Source organism: Pararobbsia silviterrae (assembly GCF_003628125.1).
In the GTDB taxonomy this organism is placed as follows: domain Bacteria; phylum Pseudomonadota; class Gammaproteobacteria; order Burkholderiales; family Burkholderiaceae; genus Pararobbsia; species Pararobbsia silviterrae.
Genome location: NZ_RBZU01000006.1, coordinates 198,808 through 214,898, shown reverse-complemented (window position 1 = coordinate 214,898; position 16,091 = coordinate 198,808). Strand labels below are relative to the sequence as shown.

Below are 16,091 nucleotides of genomic sequence, written 5' to 3'. Positions count from 1 at the left end.
CTCCGTCTTGGCAATAAACGTTCGCTTTTTGGCGGTATACGCCGCCTGTTTGCGCTTTGATAAATCGACCCGCGCTCCGAGAATCAACTCATTCGCAGCGCGTTGGCGATGCGCGAATGAAGACAGCGATGTGCACCGTACATTCGATCGCGGGACTACATCGCATCCCTAATCGAAACGAAGGAGGCTGTCATGTTCTCGGCCATGCTTGAAGTGAACCCGATTCCCGAACAGTTCGACACGTATCTCGGCATGGCGAAGATGCTGAGAACCGAACTGGAAAAGATCGACGGCTTTGTCGACAACGCGCGCTACGCGAGTCTGACTCGCAACGGATGGCTCTTGTCGTTGTCGACATGGCGTGACGAGAAGTCGCTGATCCGCTGGCGCACGACACCCCAACATCACAAGATTCAACAAGCCGCGCGTGACCGCGTATTCGCGGACTATCGACTGCGTATCGGCCAGGTCGTCGCGGACACGCATGTGCCCACCGGACACGCGCTGCTCGAACAACGACTTGACGTCACCGAGACGGGCGCGGGAACGGCAGTGACGTTGATCGAAGGGCATCGCGTGCCCGAATGGGTCCATGAGGTCGGGACCGACACGGTCGCGCAATCGCTGGGGCTCGATACGCAAGCGGCGGGCCTCGTCGCATGGGACGTCTTCGATGCCTTGCAGTCGCCGGGCGATATCGTCGCCGTCGCGACGTGGCGCGACCAGGCGGCGGCCGACGCCGACGAGCGCCGCGCGACGGCGTCCGATGACAGACGCACGCGTCGCATCCGGATCATCCGCGAATACGGCATGTTCGATCGTCGCGAGGCGCCGCAGTATTTCGCCCCGGCGCGCCTCAACCCCGCTTAGGCTCCGCTCGCACGTCGCGCTTCGGCCGGACCCCACGGCCGAGCGTGGCCGACGGAAATTCACCGAACTGCTGGAAATAGTCCTGCGAGAAACGCGCGAAATGGAAAAAGCCCCAATGCATCGCGATCGCCGCCACGGTCGCATCCGTGCCGCGTGCGGCCTTCAGTGCGCGGCGCGCGCCGTTGAGCCGCCGCGCCCGCAAGTACGCGAGCGGCGACACGCCGTAAATCTGCAGAAAACTGCGTTGCAGCAACGTGCGGCTCACACCGAGCGCTTCGCACAACGTCATGACGGTCACCGGTTCGTCGCTCTGACTGTCGATCAGCGCCTGCGCCGACCGCGTCACACGATGCGCATTGATCCACGGCATGCGCGCCGAACGCGCCGTCGAATCGACGAGCATGCCGACGATCCGATCGAGCATGACCTTGTTCAGATAGGCATGATCGACCTGCGCGAACGGCGCCGCGGCATCCGAACGCTGGATCGACATCAACGTCTCGGCCATGTCGTCGATGCCGCTCGAATCGAGGTCGGTCAGAAACAACATCTGACGCCCCGCGCCGGGCAATGCATAGCCGAGCGTATCGGCCGCGCTCAGCAAGCGCTCCTGTTCAATGCGAAAGAACACGATCTCGCTCGGCGGCAACAGCACCTCATAGTCCTTGTCGCCCGGCATATAACCGATACTGCCCGGCGTCAGCGCGTCGAGGCCGCACCGTCCCTGCCCCGAGACCGAGCGAATCAAGCTGACCGTACAGTATTCGGACGGGAAATACTGTTGCTTGAGCACCGTCCGGTTCTGCCGTTCCGCCGCGACCAGCATGTCCTGAAATCCGAGTTGCCGGAACCGCCCCGAAAACGCGCCCGCATCGATCTGGTCGTATTCGATCGGCATCCATCCGCGCTGGATGCCGGCGGCATCGTCGGCATCCCGAGTCTCGACGTCGAGCCACGTGAGACGCTCATCGACATGCCCAGCCGATCGACTCGTCGGCGCGGGCGCAAGCAAGGAAGGTCGAGCCGTTGCATTCATCGGGATATCGGACATGCGTAGCGGAGCGCGGATGCAATCGTGTATGCAAATGCGGGGGCGATCATGCGTGCAATCGCGGCTGCAAGCGAATAAGCGCAAGCAAATAAAACAAGTAACCGGCCAGAAAAAGGAAGTAAAGCAAAAACCACGAAGCCCGCATTGAAAAACGCGGCGACACGATGATCGCGCGGCACGCGCGCCAGCCTATGCATTGCGTATCCGTTCGCCGGCGCGTGTCAGACCGGCGACTCCGGCGTCCGACCGATACGCCCATGATCATCGGAAGCGGTCGGCGCAGGCGCCGTCTTATGGCGCGCGTCGCCGTCTGCGAGCGCCGTCGAAAAGAAGCTGCCCATGACGGCCGACAGAATAATAAAAATCGACGCGGCATCGACCAGCAACCCGAATGCGCGGAACAACACCATACAGCTCCAGAGAATCAGCAGATTCAGACCCACGCCGACGACGGCCGACGCCTTGGGCACCGTGCGCATGAAGCGCGCAAGATGCGAATCCGCGCGCGGCACGTACCAGATCATCAACAAACCGAATGTCAGCGTGAACGCGCACTCGGCCCATTTGAGCCACGCGGGACGCCGCAGATAACGACCCTCGAAAATCGACTCGATGATCTGCGCCTGAATCTCGATGCCCGGCACCAGTTCATTGAGTACCGTGGTCCGCATATCGGTCAAGCCCGAGCCCGTAAGCCCGATCAGCACAAGCTTGTTGTGTATGCGCTCGGGCGATACATGGCCTTGCAGCACGTCGCGCGCCGAGACGTAGCGGTTTTGCGTCGTACGGATCGATGCGAAATGAAGCCAGAAATCGCCGTCGGGCTGCGTCGGCACGCGTACGTCGGCGACGCCCACGGATTGCACGCCATAGGCATCCGCATAGACGTCCAGCACGGGCGACCCCGTGGCCACGCGCAGCATTTCGATCGAGAGACTCGGCACGAGTTTGTCGCCGAGCGCCATGACCATCGGCACGCGCCGGACCGTCCCTTGTTCGAGCGCGACGTTGAGCATGGCCTGTCCTTGCGCCGCGGCCTGCAACTCGGGCAGGCTCGCGAGCACGTGATCGAAGCGCTGAACCTTGTCGAGCGGGTCCGTGCCATGCACAAGTACAGGGACGCTGCGCATATCCGTGCTCGTCGCGAACGCCGCGTGATCGTACGCGGCCGCGCCAAGAATCGTCGGCACCGCGGCGAGCGACTTCGCGAGCATCGCTTCATGGCTCGGCAGCTTGCGCAACCGCGCGGCGAGTTCGGCTTCGGCCGGCGGAAGATTGTCGGCCACCTTGTCGGGCGAGGTCTGATCGGGCTCGGGCATATAGATGTCGAGACCGATCGCCACGGGCTGCATCGCCGCGATCGCATCGACGAGCGCCGCAAGCCGGTTGCGCGGCCACGGCCATTGACCGGTCGCGGCGAGCGTCTTGTCGTCGATCTCGACGATCGTGACGGGCTCCGACGTCGGAATGCGCGGAAAGCGCCGCTGATAGTGATCGAACAACAATTCGCGCGGCGCGCCGAACGAGTCGGGAATCAGCTTTTCGAATGCATCGACGAATGCGGGCCGCCACACGTCGCGCGGCCACTCGCTGCACAGATTGATCAGACTCAGAAGCAGCAGAATCACGAGCGCGGCCGGGCGTCCCTTGCGCGCCCCGAGCATCCGCTTGATGAACAACAACGTCTCGGCGAGATAACGCTTCATGTCGGCGGAACCGGGTTCGTGCGGGTTGGCGTCTTGCGGTCGTGCGCGACGGTGTTCATTGAATCGTGATGACCACGCGCCGGTTCGCCTGATTGGGCACGCCGTCGGCCGTATGCAGCACCGGCTCCCGCTTGCCGCGCCCCGCCGTTTCGATCTGCTGCGCGGGAATGCCGGCCTTGATCAAAAACGCGGCCACCGTCTTCGCTCTTTGCAGCGAAAGCCGGTCGTTGAATTCCTGCGAACCGGCAAGATCCGTATGCCCGACCACGGTCAGATGCGGCGCCGGCCAGCTCGCGAGATCGGCCTTGAGCTTCTGCACCGTGGCCTCGGACTCGGGCGCAAGCTGCGTCGCCGAGTCGAAGACGAAATTGATCGTATAAGTCTTCGGGCGCGGCGGCTGCGCGGCCAGCAAGTCGTGATAGCGGCTTTGCACACCGGCCTGCACGCCGGCCTGCGTATCGGCGGTCTGCTCGATCGCGCCGCCTTTGTCGACGGCGACCTGCGTGTACGCCTTGTCGAGCGTTTTCGTGCCGTTGCCGGTCTTGACGATCACGGCGCCGACGCTGCCGTCGGGATTCGGCAACAACGTGATCTTGTCAGGCGGCGTGCTGCATGCACCGAGGAGCATCAGCGTGCAGGCGGTCGCGCCCGCGAGGATCCGATAACCGTGCAGACGTGGGCTCATTGCGCGTGCTCCGCGTCACCGCCGACTTCGATGATGAATTCGGTCCCGCGCACACCGAGCGTCGTCGTCGGCGTGCTGTAACGGACCGAATCGGGATTCGCCTTCGCGAGCCGGCCGTCGACGACGGCCAGCGAACCGCGCTTGATCGTCGCGTCGAGCGCGCCGTCGTACGTCGTCGTGTTGAACGCGAAATGATTGAGCAACAAGGTCGAATTCGCGCCCTCGGTCAGCAAGGTATCGTCGCGCAAGGTCACGCCGACCGACGAAGCCGCGCCCGTCACGATACGGTCCCCGTTGAAGACATCGCTGCCGATCGCCGCATCAAGGTTTTTGCCGGCGCGTTCGATCTGGACGACGCCCTTGACCGTCTTGACGACGCCGATCGAATCGGACGCCCACGCGTCGGACATCGTTTGCAGCCCGCACAGGACACACACCGCATAGTGAAGAGCACCGCTTCGCATCAGAATCCGCCCCATGAGTGCGTAGAAAGTCAGCGCGTGAAATGATCGACCATGCAAGCCGCTCGCCGCCAGCGGCGATTGTGCACGGTCAATAAGTGCGCATCACACGCACGCATTCACACATTTTTTTGCAAGGTGCAGATTTCTATTCGATCGGATTTCGCGCGTCTATCCGGAATTAGTCGGATCTCGCGCGTGTTTTTTCGAGGCCTTTGACACCGCCTTTAGGAAGCCTGCTCTTTAGTTAGAGATATGACATCCATTTGTTAGCGGATTTGTTAGCACATTGTCGGTGACACGTTATATATGCGTCACAAATAAGACATAAATCGACGAGCAATACACTTGCTTAGGGCGATTTGAACGGCTATTTGAGCGGCTTTTTGCGGAGCTGCTCGACGGCTGGCTTGCCCGGACGCGTATTGGCCGCCGGCGCTTGATCTGCATGCACCTTGGCGGCCCCTCCCTTTGCCGATCGCTCTTTAGCAAGTGGCGCTTCAACAGCTCGCCCTTTAGCAACTCGCCCCTTTACGGGTCGTCCCTTAACGGGCCGTCCCTCTTCTGCATCGGATTTTTCGTCGCGATGCGCTGCCGCCAGCGCGTCGATGCCCGCCATCGCGAAACGCACGAAATCGTCGGCCAGCGCGCCGCGATCCTGACTGACGGCGGGCAGCACGGCCGCCTGAATCTTGCGCGGCGCGATCATCATCGCGATGCACGGCAGAACGGTCAGCAGGACCGCGCGCTGCACGGCCGCGTCGTCCGGCTTCAACCCCATGACGTCCGCGACGCGTTCGAGCATGAACGCGGCCTTCGGCCGCACGGCTTTTTCGATAAGCGCCGTAATGGCTCCCGACGGCGACAACACCTCGCGCAGGACCAACAAATAGGTCCACGAACCCGGGCCGTTAGCGGACAATTTCGCGAGCCGCTCCAGCACGGCGCGCAATCTCGCGCGCGGATCCGCCGATTCCTCGGCGAGCGCAGCAAGCTCTTCGAGGCCGACGATATGCGTGTGCGCCTCGATCAACGCCGCTTCGTATAACCCCTCGCGACTTCCGAAGTGGTAATTCACGGATGCCATCGGCGTGCCCGCCCGCTCGCAGATCTCCTTGCTCGTCGCGTCGGCGAAGCCGCGTTCGGCGAACACCTGTCCTGCGATATCGAGCAGATGCTGACGCGTCGCGGCGCCGTCGGGCCGCGATGCGCGCTGCGTGCGCGCGGCTGGGGTCTTCTGAACATGCGTGGCCATGGTGTGGATCGTGTCCCGGAGAAATATCTCGACGATAAATTTGAATTTGAATTCAAATTCATATAGGATTCATTCTACTTCATCCGCGTCCGGCCCGCGAACGGACGCCCGGTGCATGCGCGCAAGACGCACATGCACCGCTCTGTTTCGCGACGGTCATCAATGACGACGGTCTCGACCGGACCGCTTCGATGGAGCAGCACATGTCAGCAGCAATCGCCGGAACCGAACCCGGCCAGCGTCAACTCAACGGCCCTCAAACGACGGGCCGTCTCTATCGAAATCTCTCGACGCCGCGGTACGAGATGACGTCCGAGCACGACGTCGCCGTCACGATGCGCGACGGTGTCGAACTGCGCGTCGACGTTTTCCGGCCCGTCACGCCGGGACGCTATCCCGTGCTCGTGGCCGCGTCGCCGTATCCACGCCAGATCCAGAATCTCGGCGCGCCGCTGGGTTTTATCGAAGCCGGCGCGAGCGATTTCTTCGTGCCGCGCGGCTACGTCCACGTCATCGCGAATGTACGAGGCACGGGCGGTTCGGGCGGCACCTTCAATTTCTTCGACGCGCAAGAACGGCGCGACATGCACGACCTCGTCGAATGGGCGGGCACGCAGGCATGGTCCGACGGGCAGGTCGGCATGGTCGGCATCAGCTACTTCGCGATGACGCAACTCGAAGCGGCCGTCGAACAACCGCCGCATCTGAAGGCCCTCTTTCCCGTCGCGACGACGATCGATCTCTATGAAGCCGCCATGCATCACGGGCTCGCGAGCACGAGCTTTCTGACGCCCTATCTGTCGATGATCGGCATGACGTCGGCGCACGGCAGCGGCTTCTTTCGCAACCGGCTCATCGACGCGGCCCGCCGCGTCCTCCATCTGCCCGCGATCCACAAGCGATTCGAAACGATGAACGGCGAGGCCGCCATCGCCGGCCTCAAGGTCTTGCTCAAGCTCCATCACGATCCGCATCCGTGGGACGATCTTTGGCGCGCCTGCGTGGTCGAGCATCAGGCGCGCGACGCATGGTGGGACGAACGCGACCTGCTGCCGTTGCTCGACCGTGTACGCGTGCCCGTCTATCTCGGCTGCGATTGGGACAACGTGCCGATGCATCTTCCTTCGACGTTCCGGGCCTGGCACGCCCTCGTCAACAGCCCGCACGTGCGCGTGGCGATGCTCGGCGAACACGGCCTCGCGTGGCCGTGGGAGAGTCTGCATATCGAGGCGCTCGCCTGGTTCGATCAATGGCTGAAGGGGCGCGACACCGGTATTCTCGAAGGCGATCCGATCCGCTACTGGATGCCGGGCGAAGCGCAGTGGCGCACGACCGATACGTGGCCGCCGAGGCAGACCGAGCATCGGGCGCTCGCGCTGCGCGCGGACGGCACGCTCGATCGAGACGAAGGCATACCGGGTTCGCGCCGATCGATGGCCTGGGGCACCGGCCTCAATCGCGAACGGCCGAGCGTCGCCGATCCCGCGACACATCTCGTCTGGACCAGCGCGCCGCTCGACAGCGATCTCGATGTCGTCGGCTACGCCGAACTGGCCTTCGACGCGATCAGCACCGCGCCCGACACGGCCTGGATCGCGCTCATCCAGGATATCGATCCGTCGGGCGCGATCACCGAAGTCACGGCCGGATTCATGCGCGCGAGCCTGCGCAAGGTCGACGAAGCCGCGAGCACGATCGGCGCACCCGTGCTTCCGTGTACGCAGTTCGAATCTGTACCTGTCGGCGTCACGGTTCGATATCGCTTGCCGTTCGTCGTCACGGCCCGGCGATTCCAAGCCGGCCATCGCATACGACTGATGCTCACGAGCGACGATCAGGCCCCCGAGATCCCAGCGATGCTGAATTTCCGGCATGCGAGCGTCGGCACGAGCAGCCTCAACACGATCCTGTCGTCGTCGCGCCTGATCCTGCCCGTCATGACGCCACGATAAGCACGGCGCCGGGAACGTACCTTGCTCGATCTCGCGCGTGCTGCCGCGAATCTGTCAGAAGACCGATGCGACAATGCGGCTTCTTCGAACAACGAGACGCTATGGTTTCCCTGAACGAAGTCGGTTTGTTTCTGCTGGGCGTCGTCCTTGTGCTGGCGATGCCGGGTCCGACGAACACGCTGCTGGCCGCCGCGGGTCTTGCGCGCGGGTTCAGGCGTTCGGCCCGGCTCACGTTGGCGGAGTGCGCCGGCTATGTGATCGCGATCTCGTTCTGGGGCTTGTTCCTGTTCGAACTGGCGCGTGCGACGCCGTGGCTGCCGTGGACCGTGCGTCTGCTCAGCGCGGTCTACATCGCGTATCTCGCCGTGCGCATGTGGAGCGCGACGCTCGATCTCGCAGACGGCAAGGAACGCGTCGTCGAGATGCGCACGCTGTTCGTCGCGACGCTGCTCAATCCGAAGGCGATTCTGTTCGGCGGCACCTTGTTTCCGAAAGCGGCGTTCGCCAGCGTCTCGGGATACGTCGAGATCATGGGATGCTTTCTCGTGCTGCTGTTCCCGATCGGGCTGCTCTGGGTCGCGTTCGGCGCGCAACTCGGCAAGGGCCGGCTTGCATGGCTCAAGCCGATCTATGTGCTGCGCGGCGCTTCAGTCGTGCTCGCCGCGTTTTCCGTCACGGTCGCGTGGTCGGCGATTCGCTAGGCGAGATGCGAACGCTGCGCGGAAGCCCGCGCAGCGCTTCGCGACCCACACCGAGTCGGCTGCGCACGGCCTGAGCCGCCTCTCAGGCGCGGTGAACGACGCCTGTCTCGTTCGACTCGGCACGCTCCGAAATCCGTCCCGCCTCTCCCCGGCACCCCACTCCGACCGCCCGTCCGAGCCGTGAAATACGGCCGCCCACGGGCGTCGTCGAGCGCAAAGCCCAGCGCCGCCGGTGCGTCCGCCCGCCCCACGTGATCGGCCGTTCGAGGCCGCGCCGGACAGGCTGACGCGAAAAACCCACACCTTTCCTCCCAAATACACGCAACTTTCAACTTCATTATTGAGAATCCTCTCATTTTGGAATATAAACGCAACTCATTCGCATTTATAAGATCGCCGACTGAGACCGCATGAGGGTTGGGAGATCTTTCCCGCCCTTGCCCGCTTTCACTCGGCGTTCGACTGACGACCCGGCGACTCGCGTTTTTCGCGGCACGCATGCGTGCCCGGCATAGCGTGCGCCGCACGGGTCGCGATGCCGTTCATTCACCGATCACGCACACGCAGGAGCCCTCATGTCCGACCGCCGGTCCCGTCCTTTCTCGCCCGACTCGACTCTCGAGGCGGCAGAAAACATCCAGAGGCCGCGGCCGACCGCCATCGCGCGCGCGCTGCGCAGCATCCCGATCGGCTTGCTGCTCGGCGGCGCGACGCTTTCGCCCGCGACACACGCCGCGGACAACGCGACACCCGCCAGCTCAGCCGCCGCGGCCACGCCCTCCGCGACGTCGACCTCCACCACGACGAACGGCGCGAATGCGAACGAAGGCACGCTGCCGACCGTCAACGTGACCGCCCAAAACGACACGACGCACGGCTACGTCGCCAAGACCACGACGAGCGCGACGAAGACGAACACGTCGATCCTCGAAACGCCGCAATCGGTTTCGGTCGTGACGCGCGACCAGATGGACCAGCAAGATGCGCAGACGCTCAACGCGGCCGTCCGATATGTCTCGGGCGTCACGCCTGAAACGCGCGGCGGGATCGCGACGCGCTACGACCTGCTGACGATCCGCGGCTTCAGCGCCGATACGTATCTCGACGGCCTCAAGGTGCTCAACAACAACGAGTACGCCGTGCCGCAGTTCGATCCGTACTTCATGGACACGATCGACGTGCTCAAGGGCCCGGTCTCCGTGCTCTACGGTTCGGCCCAGGCAGGCGGCGTGCTCGACCAGCAAAGCAAGATGCCGACCGCGCAGCCGCTGCATGAAATCGGCATCGAGTTCGGCAACTACGCGCACAAGCAGGCGACGGTCGATCTCTCGGGTCCGATCGCGGGCGACGATCATTACCTCTATCGCTTCACGGCCCTCGTGCGCAAGGAAGACGGTCAGGTCGAATCGACCGAAAACGAGCGCATCGCGATCGCTCCCGCCTTTACATGGCGGCCCGACGACAAGACGTCGCTGACGCTGCTCGCGAAATACGACCACGATCCGCGCAGCACGTCGTACGGCAGCGTGCCGCCGCAAGGCACGACACTGCCGAACCCGAACGGCAAGCTGCCCTACGACTTCTACGACGGCGATCCGAACTTCGAGAACTTCGATCGCGTTGAAGAATCGATCGGCTACAAATTCCAGCGTCTGCTCAACGACACGTGGACCTTCCGCTCGAACGCGCGCTATCTGCACCTGAGTCAGGACTACAAGAGCGTCTACGCGAGCGCGCTCGAATCCGATCTGACCACGCTCGACCGCGGCACCGCGATGTCGTCGGACACGTTGAACACCGTGTCGCTCGACAACCAGCTCGAAGGCAACTTCGCGACGGGTTCGATCACGCACACGGTGCTCGCGGGCTTCGACTACCAGCATCTGAATTCGGGCTACCTGTGGGGCTTCGGCTCGGCGCCGTCGATCGACATGTATGCGCCGGATTACAACCTGCCGATCGTGCCGCCCGAAGGCTCGATGAATCACATCTCGTCGACGCAATATGGCCTGTATCTGCAGGACCAGGCGCGCTGGAACAACTGGCTGCTGACGTTGAGCGGCCGGCAAGACTGGTCGCACACCGACACGCTGAGCGATACGTACGGCACGGCGCAAAACCAGTCCGACCGCGCCTTCACGAAGCGCGCGGGCCTCACGTATCTGTTCGCGAACGGTCTCGCGCCGTACGTCAGCTATACGGAGTCGTTCTCGCCGCAGGCCGGCACGAGCCGCACCGGCAAGGCGTTCGATCCCGAACGCGCACACCAGTATGAAATCGGGATCAAGTTCGCGCCGCCGAAGTACGACATGCTGTTCACGGCCGCGCTCTTCGATCTGACGCGCACGAACCTGCTGACGACCGATCTCGTGAATCCGAACTTCCAGACGCAGACCGGTGAAGCCCGTTCGCGCGGTCTCGAACTCGAAGCCAAGGTCAGCCTCACGGATTCGTTGAACGTCACGGCGGCCTATACGTATCTCGACACGAAGTACATCCAGGACAACAGCGGGCTCGCGGGCAAGTACGTGGCCGCCATCCCGCAGAACCAGGCGTCGGCATGGGCCTACTACACCTTGAATCGCGGACCGCTCGCCGGTCTGTCGTTCGGCGCGGGCGGACGCTATACGGGCACGACGTACAGCACGGACAACTCGTTCGAGGTCCAGAGCTATTTCCTCGTTGACGCGACGCTGCGCTACGACCTCGGCCGCGCGTCGTCGCACCTCAAGGGTTCGACGCTCTACGTCAACGCGCAGAACCTCTTGAACAAGGAATACGTCGCGTCGTGCTACTACGGTTCGTGGTGCGCGTACGGATACGGCCGTCAGGTCATGGCAGGCGTGAACTACAAGTGGTGACGACGGGACCGCGATGCGCCGCCCGGCACACCGGACGGCCTCGCGGATCCGGCATGTTGAACAGACACGCCCGCCCCGGCGCACGCCTCGCGCGCCGGAAAATCGGGCCTCCGCACACATACATCCCGTGGTCGAACGCTATCACCGCGAACTGCTGCGTTTTCTGTCGCGTCTCGTGAAGGACGGCGAGATGGCGTCGGACATCACGCAGGAAAGCTATGTGCGCGTCCTGTCGCTGCGGGACGCGGGCACGCCTATCGCCGATCCGCGGGCGCTGCTGTACCGCACGGCGCGCAATCTCGTCATCGATACGTATCGTCGCGCAACCGTGCGCACGCAACACGTCGACGCACTCGAGGAGATCGACGAGCCCGTCGCGGACGTATCACATCAACCCGAGCACGCGTGGGAATCGTCGGCGCGCGCCCATGCGCTCGTCGCCGCGGTCGATGCGCTGCCCGCGCGGTGCCGCGAGGCCTTCGTGCTCCACAAGTTCGAAGGACTCAGCCAGCGCGAAGTCGCCGCGCGCATGGGCATCTCGCTCAATATGGTCGAAAAACATATCATTCGCGGCGTGCTTGCATGCAAGCAGCAGCTCTCGGCGTTCGACGGCGTGACGCGCGAGCCGTCGGACGGCGTCGAATAGCCCACGATGCCGGTCAAGTTCAATGTCAGGGTTATGCTGCGTCGCGCGTCTTCATAGAAAGACGCGCTGACGAGATGACGATGGATCGATCCCCCCTCCCCAACGATGCCCGTGCGGAACCGCGCGCGGATGAACGCACCGACATCGACGCGCGCGCCGCGGCATGGTTCGTCCAACGTCGGGACGGGCTCGCGCGCGAGGACGAAGCGGCGTTTCGCGCGTGGCTCGCGGCGCATCCCGCGCATCGCGCAGCCTACGACCAGGTGTCCGAGGTCTGGCGCGTGCTCGACGCGATGCCCGCGGACGATATCGCGCGACTGCGGTCCGAATTCGCACATACCGACCCCGCTGTGCACGCGCGCTCGTGGCGATCGAGCGCATCAAACGCATCGAGCGCATCGCCCGCGTCACCGGCCCGACGCGCGTTCTTCCCGCGCTTCGCGGCCGCCGGCGCCGCCTTCGCAATGACGGGCGCGGGTGTCGTCGCATGGCAATACTGGCGAGCTAACCCGACGTTCACAGCGGTCTACGAAACGCGGCGCGGCGAAGTCAAGACCGTCTCGCTGCCCGACGGCAGCACGATGGACCTCGATACGGAAACGCACGTCGAAGCCCGCCTGTTTCACGATCGCCGCGAAGTGCATCTGATCCGCGGCCAGGCGATGTTCGCCGTCGCATCGAATCCGGATTGTCCGTTCAAGGTGATGGCCCGCGCCGTGACGGTCACGGTCGTCGGCACGCGCTTCGCCGTTCGATGCACGGATACGGGTCTCGAGCATGACAACGTACGCGTCGATGTCGAAGAAGGCCACGTGCGGGTCGCGTCCGCATGGCGGGAAGACGGCTCGCGCGACGACGGTTCGCCGGCCGACGGCTCGTCGCGCGTCGTCGATCTGACGGCCGGACAATCGGTCGCCACGTTGGCGAGCGGCGCACTGGGGCCTGTCGCCGCGATCACGCCCGCCGAAGTCGCCGAATGGCGTCAAGGGCGCGTCTCGTTCGACAACACGACCTTGCAGCGCGCCTTGCAGGAGTTCGAACGCTACGCGGCGACGCCTATCGTCATCGGCGATCCGGCCATCGGCGCAATGCGCGTGACGGGCAGCTTCGATATTCACGAGGCGACCCGATTCGCCCGTGCGTTGCCGCGCGTCCTTCCCGTGCGTCTGCGGCAGCGCGGCGGCGTCATCGAAATCGTGCGAGCGAGCTAGCGCCGCTTCACGCCTGAACGCGCGCCCGAACGCGCGTCCATACGCACACTCGAATTCACACCCGAATTCGCGCCGGGACTCATACCCCGGCTCACGTCCGGCATAGCCGCCCAACATGCACGCGAAATAATTTTTCAAACGACGTCAGGGTCCGCGAACGTCGTGCGTCTTCTTCAGTAATGGTTCTTATTACGCTACCTGTTGGAGACGTCGTCGATGTCGCACCCTCGCCTTCCGCTGGCCGCCATGAGCGCGGCCGTCATTCTGGCCGTCACCGCGCTCGGCGCGCCGAGCGCCCGCGCACAGACCGCCGCGTCGCCGGCGCCCGCGCAGACGGCCGCGTTCTCGATCCCGGCTCAGCCGCTCGGCAGCGCGCTGAATACGCTCGCGCGCGAAGCCAATCTGCAATTGCTCGTCGAGCCGTCGCTCGTGGCGGGCAAGACCGCGCCCGCGGTCAACGGCCGCATGACGACGGCCGAAGCGCTCGACCGCGTGCTCGCGGGCAGCGGCCTCAAGCCCGAGATCAAGGGCGGAACGGTCACGATCGAGCCGGCCGGGACGACGAGCGGCCAGCCGGCTGAAATCACGCTGCCGTCGGTCACGGTCACCGCCGCCGGCGATACGCAACTGCCGACGGAACAGACGCGCGCCTATACGATTCAATCGACGACGGCCGCCACGAAGATCGCGCTGTCGCCCAAGGACACGCCGCAATCGGTCTCGGTGCTGACGCGCCAGGAAATGGACGACTTCCAGCTCAACGGCGTCAACGATGCGCTTCAGCATGTGACCGGCGTGACCGTCGACCAATACGAAACGGATCGGACCGACTTCACGTCGCGGGGCTTCCAGATCACGAACTTCCAGTTCGACGGCATGGGCCTGCCGTTGATCTACCAGTCGCAGTACGGCGATATCGACATGGCGCTCTACGACCGCGTCGAAGTCCTGCGCGGCGCGGACGGACTGAATGCCGAAACCGGCAATCCGTCGGCGACGGTCAATCTGATTCGCAAGCGGCCGACCTATGATTTCGAGGCGTCGGGCGACGTCTCGTACGGATCGTGGGACACAAAGCGCATCGACGTCGATCTGTCCGGACCGCTGAACTCGGCCGGCACCGTCGCGGGCCGCCTCGTCGCCGTGCATCAGGACGGCAATTCCTATATCGACCGCTATGAGCCGAGCAAGGACATCGTCTACGGCGTGGTCGAAGCGAACCTGACGCCGACCACCGTCGCGACGATCGGGTACAGCTACGAATCGAACCGCTCGCGCGGCGCAGAGTGGGGCGGCCTGCCGCTGCTCGATGCGAACGGCAATCAGATGAGTTACAGCACGAGCGCGAGCATGGCGCCGGACTGGGCCTACTTCAATACCGAAGAACAGCGCGCGTTCGCGGAGTTATCCCAACAGCTCGGCGATCGGTGGACCTGGAAAACCACGGTCGCGTGGAACGACATCACAAGCCACGCGAACATCTTCTATCCGCTCGGCGCGCTCAATTCCGACGGCACGAGCGGGTTTAGCTCGTACACGTCATGGTGGCAGGAATCGAATCAGCAGGTCGCGCTCGATACGAACGTGACGGGCAAGATCGATCTGTTCGGACGCACGCACGACATCGTGGTCGGCGCGAGCTACTCGCGCTCGTCGCTGAGCAATCCGTCGGGGGAAGGCGATACGGACGGCGTGGACGTGCCCTACTCGGTCTTGCTCGCGGGCAGCTTTCCCGAGCCGAACTGGGATGGCGAGACCTATAGCACGGAATATCTCGACATCCGGCGTTCCGTGTATGCGTCGTCGCGCTGGAGCCTGACCGATCGCGCGCATCTGCTGCTCGGCATCAACTACACGCAGGCGGGCAGCAGCGGCGACGCGAGCGGCACGAGCTACGCGCAGCAGTCGTCGGGCTCGGCACCCTATGTCGGCTTCACGGTCGATCTGACGAAGGACATCACGGCGTACGCGAGCTATTCGAAGATCTTCAATCCGCAATACGAGCTCAACGCCAATTCGCAGTTGCTGGGCCCGGCGCGAGGCGAAAGCTTCGAAACGGGCTTCAAGGGGGCTTTCCTCGATAACCGGCTCAATACGTCGCTGTCGGTCTTCCACGTCAAGCAGAGCAATATCGCCGTGGACGTCGGTCCGAACCCGGTGACGCTGCAGGAAATCTACGAGCCGGGCAATGCCACGTCGGAAGGCATCGAAGCCGAGGTCGCGGGACGCATCACGCCGGGTTGGAACGTCAGCGCGGGCGCGACGATCCTGCGCATCGTCAGCGAAGACGGAGCGCCCGCGCAGACGTTTATTCCGCGCAAGTCGTTCCATCTCTCGACGACATATCAGCTTCCCGTCTTCGATCACAAGCTGACCGTCGGCAGCAGCCTGCGCTGGCAAAGCGAGACGAGCTTCTCGGCCGAAGGCGAAGGCACGGCGACGCAGGGCGCGTATGCGGACCTCGATTTCATGGTGCGCTACGACGTGAACCGGCATTTCAGCATCACGGGCACGCTCAACAACGCGCTCGACAAGAAACACTTCGCGACGATGGAATACGATCGCGCACTCTATGCGGAGCCGATCAACGGCAGCGTGAATCTCGCCTGGCGGTATTGAGGCGAACACGGGCATCACGCGCCCAGGCATCGCATTCATATCGCGAGAGGCGTCACGAGGGGAACGGCGTGTT

The 16,091-nt window shown here is 63.9% G+C and carries 13 protein-coding genes; 7 read left to right on the top strand and 6 right to left on the bottom strand.

Features of this window, described 5'->3' with window-relative positions:
* The first annotated feature begins 192 nt into the window (after positions 1-192).
* Positions 193-870 (top strand): antibiotic biosynthesis monooxygenase family protein, encoded by a 678-nt coding sequence (locus D7S86_RS15480; protein ID WP_121087745.1) that lies wholly within the window; start codon positions 193-195, stop codon positions 868-870.
* Here D7S86_RS15480 and D7S86_RS15475 read toward each other — a convergent pair.
* The 6 genes from D7S86_RS15475 to D7S86_RS15455 form a co-directional block, all read right to left on the bottom strand.
* Positions 857-1,906, bottom strand: coding sequence for a helix-turn-helix domain-containing protein (locus D7S86_RS15475; protein WP_158601973.1), 1,050 nt, complete (start codon positions 1,904-1,906; stop codon positions 857-859). The two genes, D7S86_RS15480 and D7S86_RS15475, sit on opposite strands and share 14 nt — an antisense overlap.
* Positions 1,903-2,118 (bottom strand): hypothetical protein, encoded by a 216-nt coding sequence (locus D7S86_RS29150; RefSeq protein WP_147432347.1) that lies wholly within the window; start codon positions 2,116-2,118, stop codon positions 1,903-1,905. Before D7S86_RS29150 ends, D7S86_RS15475 begins: the two co-directional genes overlap by 4 nt.
* A 24-nt stretch (positions 2,119-2,142) precedes the next feature.
* The gene (locus D7S86_RS15470; protein ID WP_121087743.1) at positions 2,143-3,627 is read right to left on the bottom strand and encodes a CHASE2 domain-containing protein; all 1,485 of its coding nucleotides are present in this window, start codon (positions 3,625-3,627) and stop codon (positions 2,143-2,145) included.
* A 55-nt stretch (positions 3,628-3,682) separates the two neighbouring features.
* Positions 3,683-4,312: an OmpA family protein gene (locus D7S86_RS15465; protein ID WP_121087742.1), complete on the bottom strand. Its 630-nt coding sequence runs from the start codon at positions 4,310-4,312 to the stop codon at positions 3,683-3,685.
* Positions 4,309-4,722 carry a FecR domain-containing protein gene (locus D7S86_RS15460; RefSeq protein WP_240648192.1) on the bottom strand — a complete coding sequence of 138 codons (414 nt, stop codon included), beginning with the start codon at positions 4,720-4,722 and terminating at the stop codon, positions 4,309-4,311. The genes D7S86_RS15465 and D7S86_RS15460 overlap by 4 nt, the downstream gene beginning before the upstream one ends.
* Positions 4,723-5,143: 421 nt before the next feature.
* Positions 5,144-6,028, bottom strand: a complete 885-nt coding sequence (locus D7S86_RS15455) for a TetR/AcrR family transcriptional regulator (protein ID WP_121087741.1) — start codon at positions 6,026-6,028, stop codon at positions 5,144-5,146.
* Positions 6,029-6,231: 203 nt separating this feature from the next.
* On the opposite strand from D7S86_RS15455, the gene D7S86_RS15450 reads away from it, so the two are divergent.
* The 6 genes from D7S86_RS15450 to D7S86_RS15425 all read left to right on the top strand — a co-directional run bounded on the left by D7S86_RS15450 (position 6,232) and on the right by D7S86_RS15425 (position 16,018).
* The gene (locus D7S86_RS15450; RefSeq protein ID WP_121087740.1) at positions 6,232-7,980 is read left to right on the top strand and encodes a CocE/NonD family hydrolase; all 1,749 of its coding nucleotides are present in this window, start codon (positions 6,232-6,234) and stop codon (positions 7,978-7,980) included.
* A gap of 101 nt (positions 7,981-8,081) precedes the next feature.
* Positions 8,082-8,681, top strand: coding sequence for a LysE family translocator (locus D7S86_RS15445; protein ID WP_121087739.1), 600 nt, complete (start codon positions 8,082-8,084; stop codon positions 8,679-8,681).
* Between the two features lie 575 nt (positions 8,682-9,256).
* Positions 9,257-11,542: a TonB-dependent siderophore receptor gene (locus D7S86_RS15440; protein WP_121087738.1), complete on the top strand. Its 2,286-nt coding sequence runs from the start codon at positions 9,257-9,259 to the stop codon at positions 11,540-11,542.
* A 127-nt stretch (positions 11,543-11,669) separates the two neighbouring features.
* Entirely contained in the window at positions 11,670-12,188 is a 519-nt protein-coding gene (locus tag D7S86_RS15435; RefSeq protein ID WP_121087737.1) for an RNA polymerase sigma factor, read from the top strand.
* 80 nt (positions 12,189-12,268) lie between these two features.
* The gene (locus D7S86_RS15430) at positions 12,269-13,399 is read left to right on the top strand and encodes a FecR family protein (RefSeq protein WP_158601972.1); all 1,131 of its coding nucleotides are present in this window, start codon (positions 12,269-12,271) and stop codon (positions 13,397-13,399) included.
* Between the two features lie 216 nt (positions 13,400-13,615).
* Positions 13,616-16,018 carry a TonB-dependent siderophore receptor gene (locus D7S86_RS15425; RefSeq protein ID WP_147432346.1) on the top strand — a complete coding sequence of 801 codons (2,403 nt, stop codon included), beginning with the start codon at positions 13,616-13,618 and terminating at the stop codon, positions 16,016-16,018.
* Positions 16,019-16,091 lie beyond the last annotated feature (73 nt).

Excerpts from the sequence above, each read along its gene's own strand:
- D7S86_RS15465 (WP_121087742.1), bottom strand. The coding sequence starts at position 4,312 with ATGAGCCCACGTCTGCACGGTTATCGGATCCTCGCGGGCGCGACCGCC.
- D7S86_RS15480 (WP_121087745.1), top strand. The coding sequence starts at position 193 with ATGTTCTCGGCCATGCTTGAAGTGAACCCGATTCCCGAACAGTTCGAC.
- D7S86_RS15450 (WP_121087740.1), top strand. The coding sequence starts at position 6,232 with ATGTCAGCAGCAATCGCCGGAACCGAACCCGGCCAGCGTCAACTCAAC.
- D7S86_RS15445 (WP_121087739.1), top strand. The coding sequence starts at position 8,082 with ATGGTTTCCCTGAACGAAGTCGGTTTGTTTCTGCTGGGCGTCGTCCTT.
- D7S86_RS15430 (WP_158601972.1), top strand. The coding sequence starts at position 12,269 with ATGGATCGATCCCCCCTCCCCAACGATGCCCGTGCGGAACCGCGCGCG.
- D7S86_RS15440 (WP_121087738.1), top strand. The coding sequence starts at position 9,257 with ATGTCCGACCGCCGGTCCCGTCCTTTCTCGCCCGACTCGACTCTCGAG.
- D7S86_RS15470 (WP_121087743.1), bottom strand. The coding sequence starts at position 3,627 with ATGAAGCGTTATCTCGCCGAGACGTTGTTGTTCATCAAGCGGATGCTC.
- D7S86_RS15425 (WP_147432346.1), top strand. The coding sequence starts at position 13,616 with ATGTCGCACCCTCGCCTTCCGCTGGCCGCCATGAGCGCGGCCGTCATT.
- D7S86_RS29150 (WP_147432347.1), bottom strand. The coding sequence starts at position 2,118 with ATGCATAGGCTGGCGCGCGTGCCGCGCGATCATCGTGTCGCCGCGTTT.
- D7S86_RS15455 (WP_121087741.1), bottom strand. The coding sequence starts at position 6,028 with ATGGCCACGCATGTTCAGAAGACCCCAGCCGCGCGCACGCAGCGCGCA.
- D7S86_RS15460 (WP_240648192.1), bottom strand. The coding sequence starts at position 4,722 with ATGTCCGACGCGTGGGCGTCCGATTCGATCGGCGTCGTCAAGACGGTC.
- D7S86_RS15475 (WP_158601973.1), bottom strand. The coding sequence starts at position 1,906 with ATGAATGCAACGGCTCGACCTTCCTTGCTTGCGCCCGCGCCGACGAGT.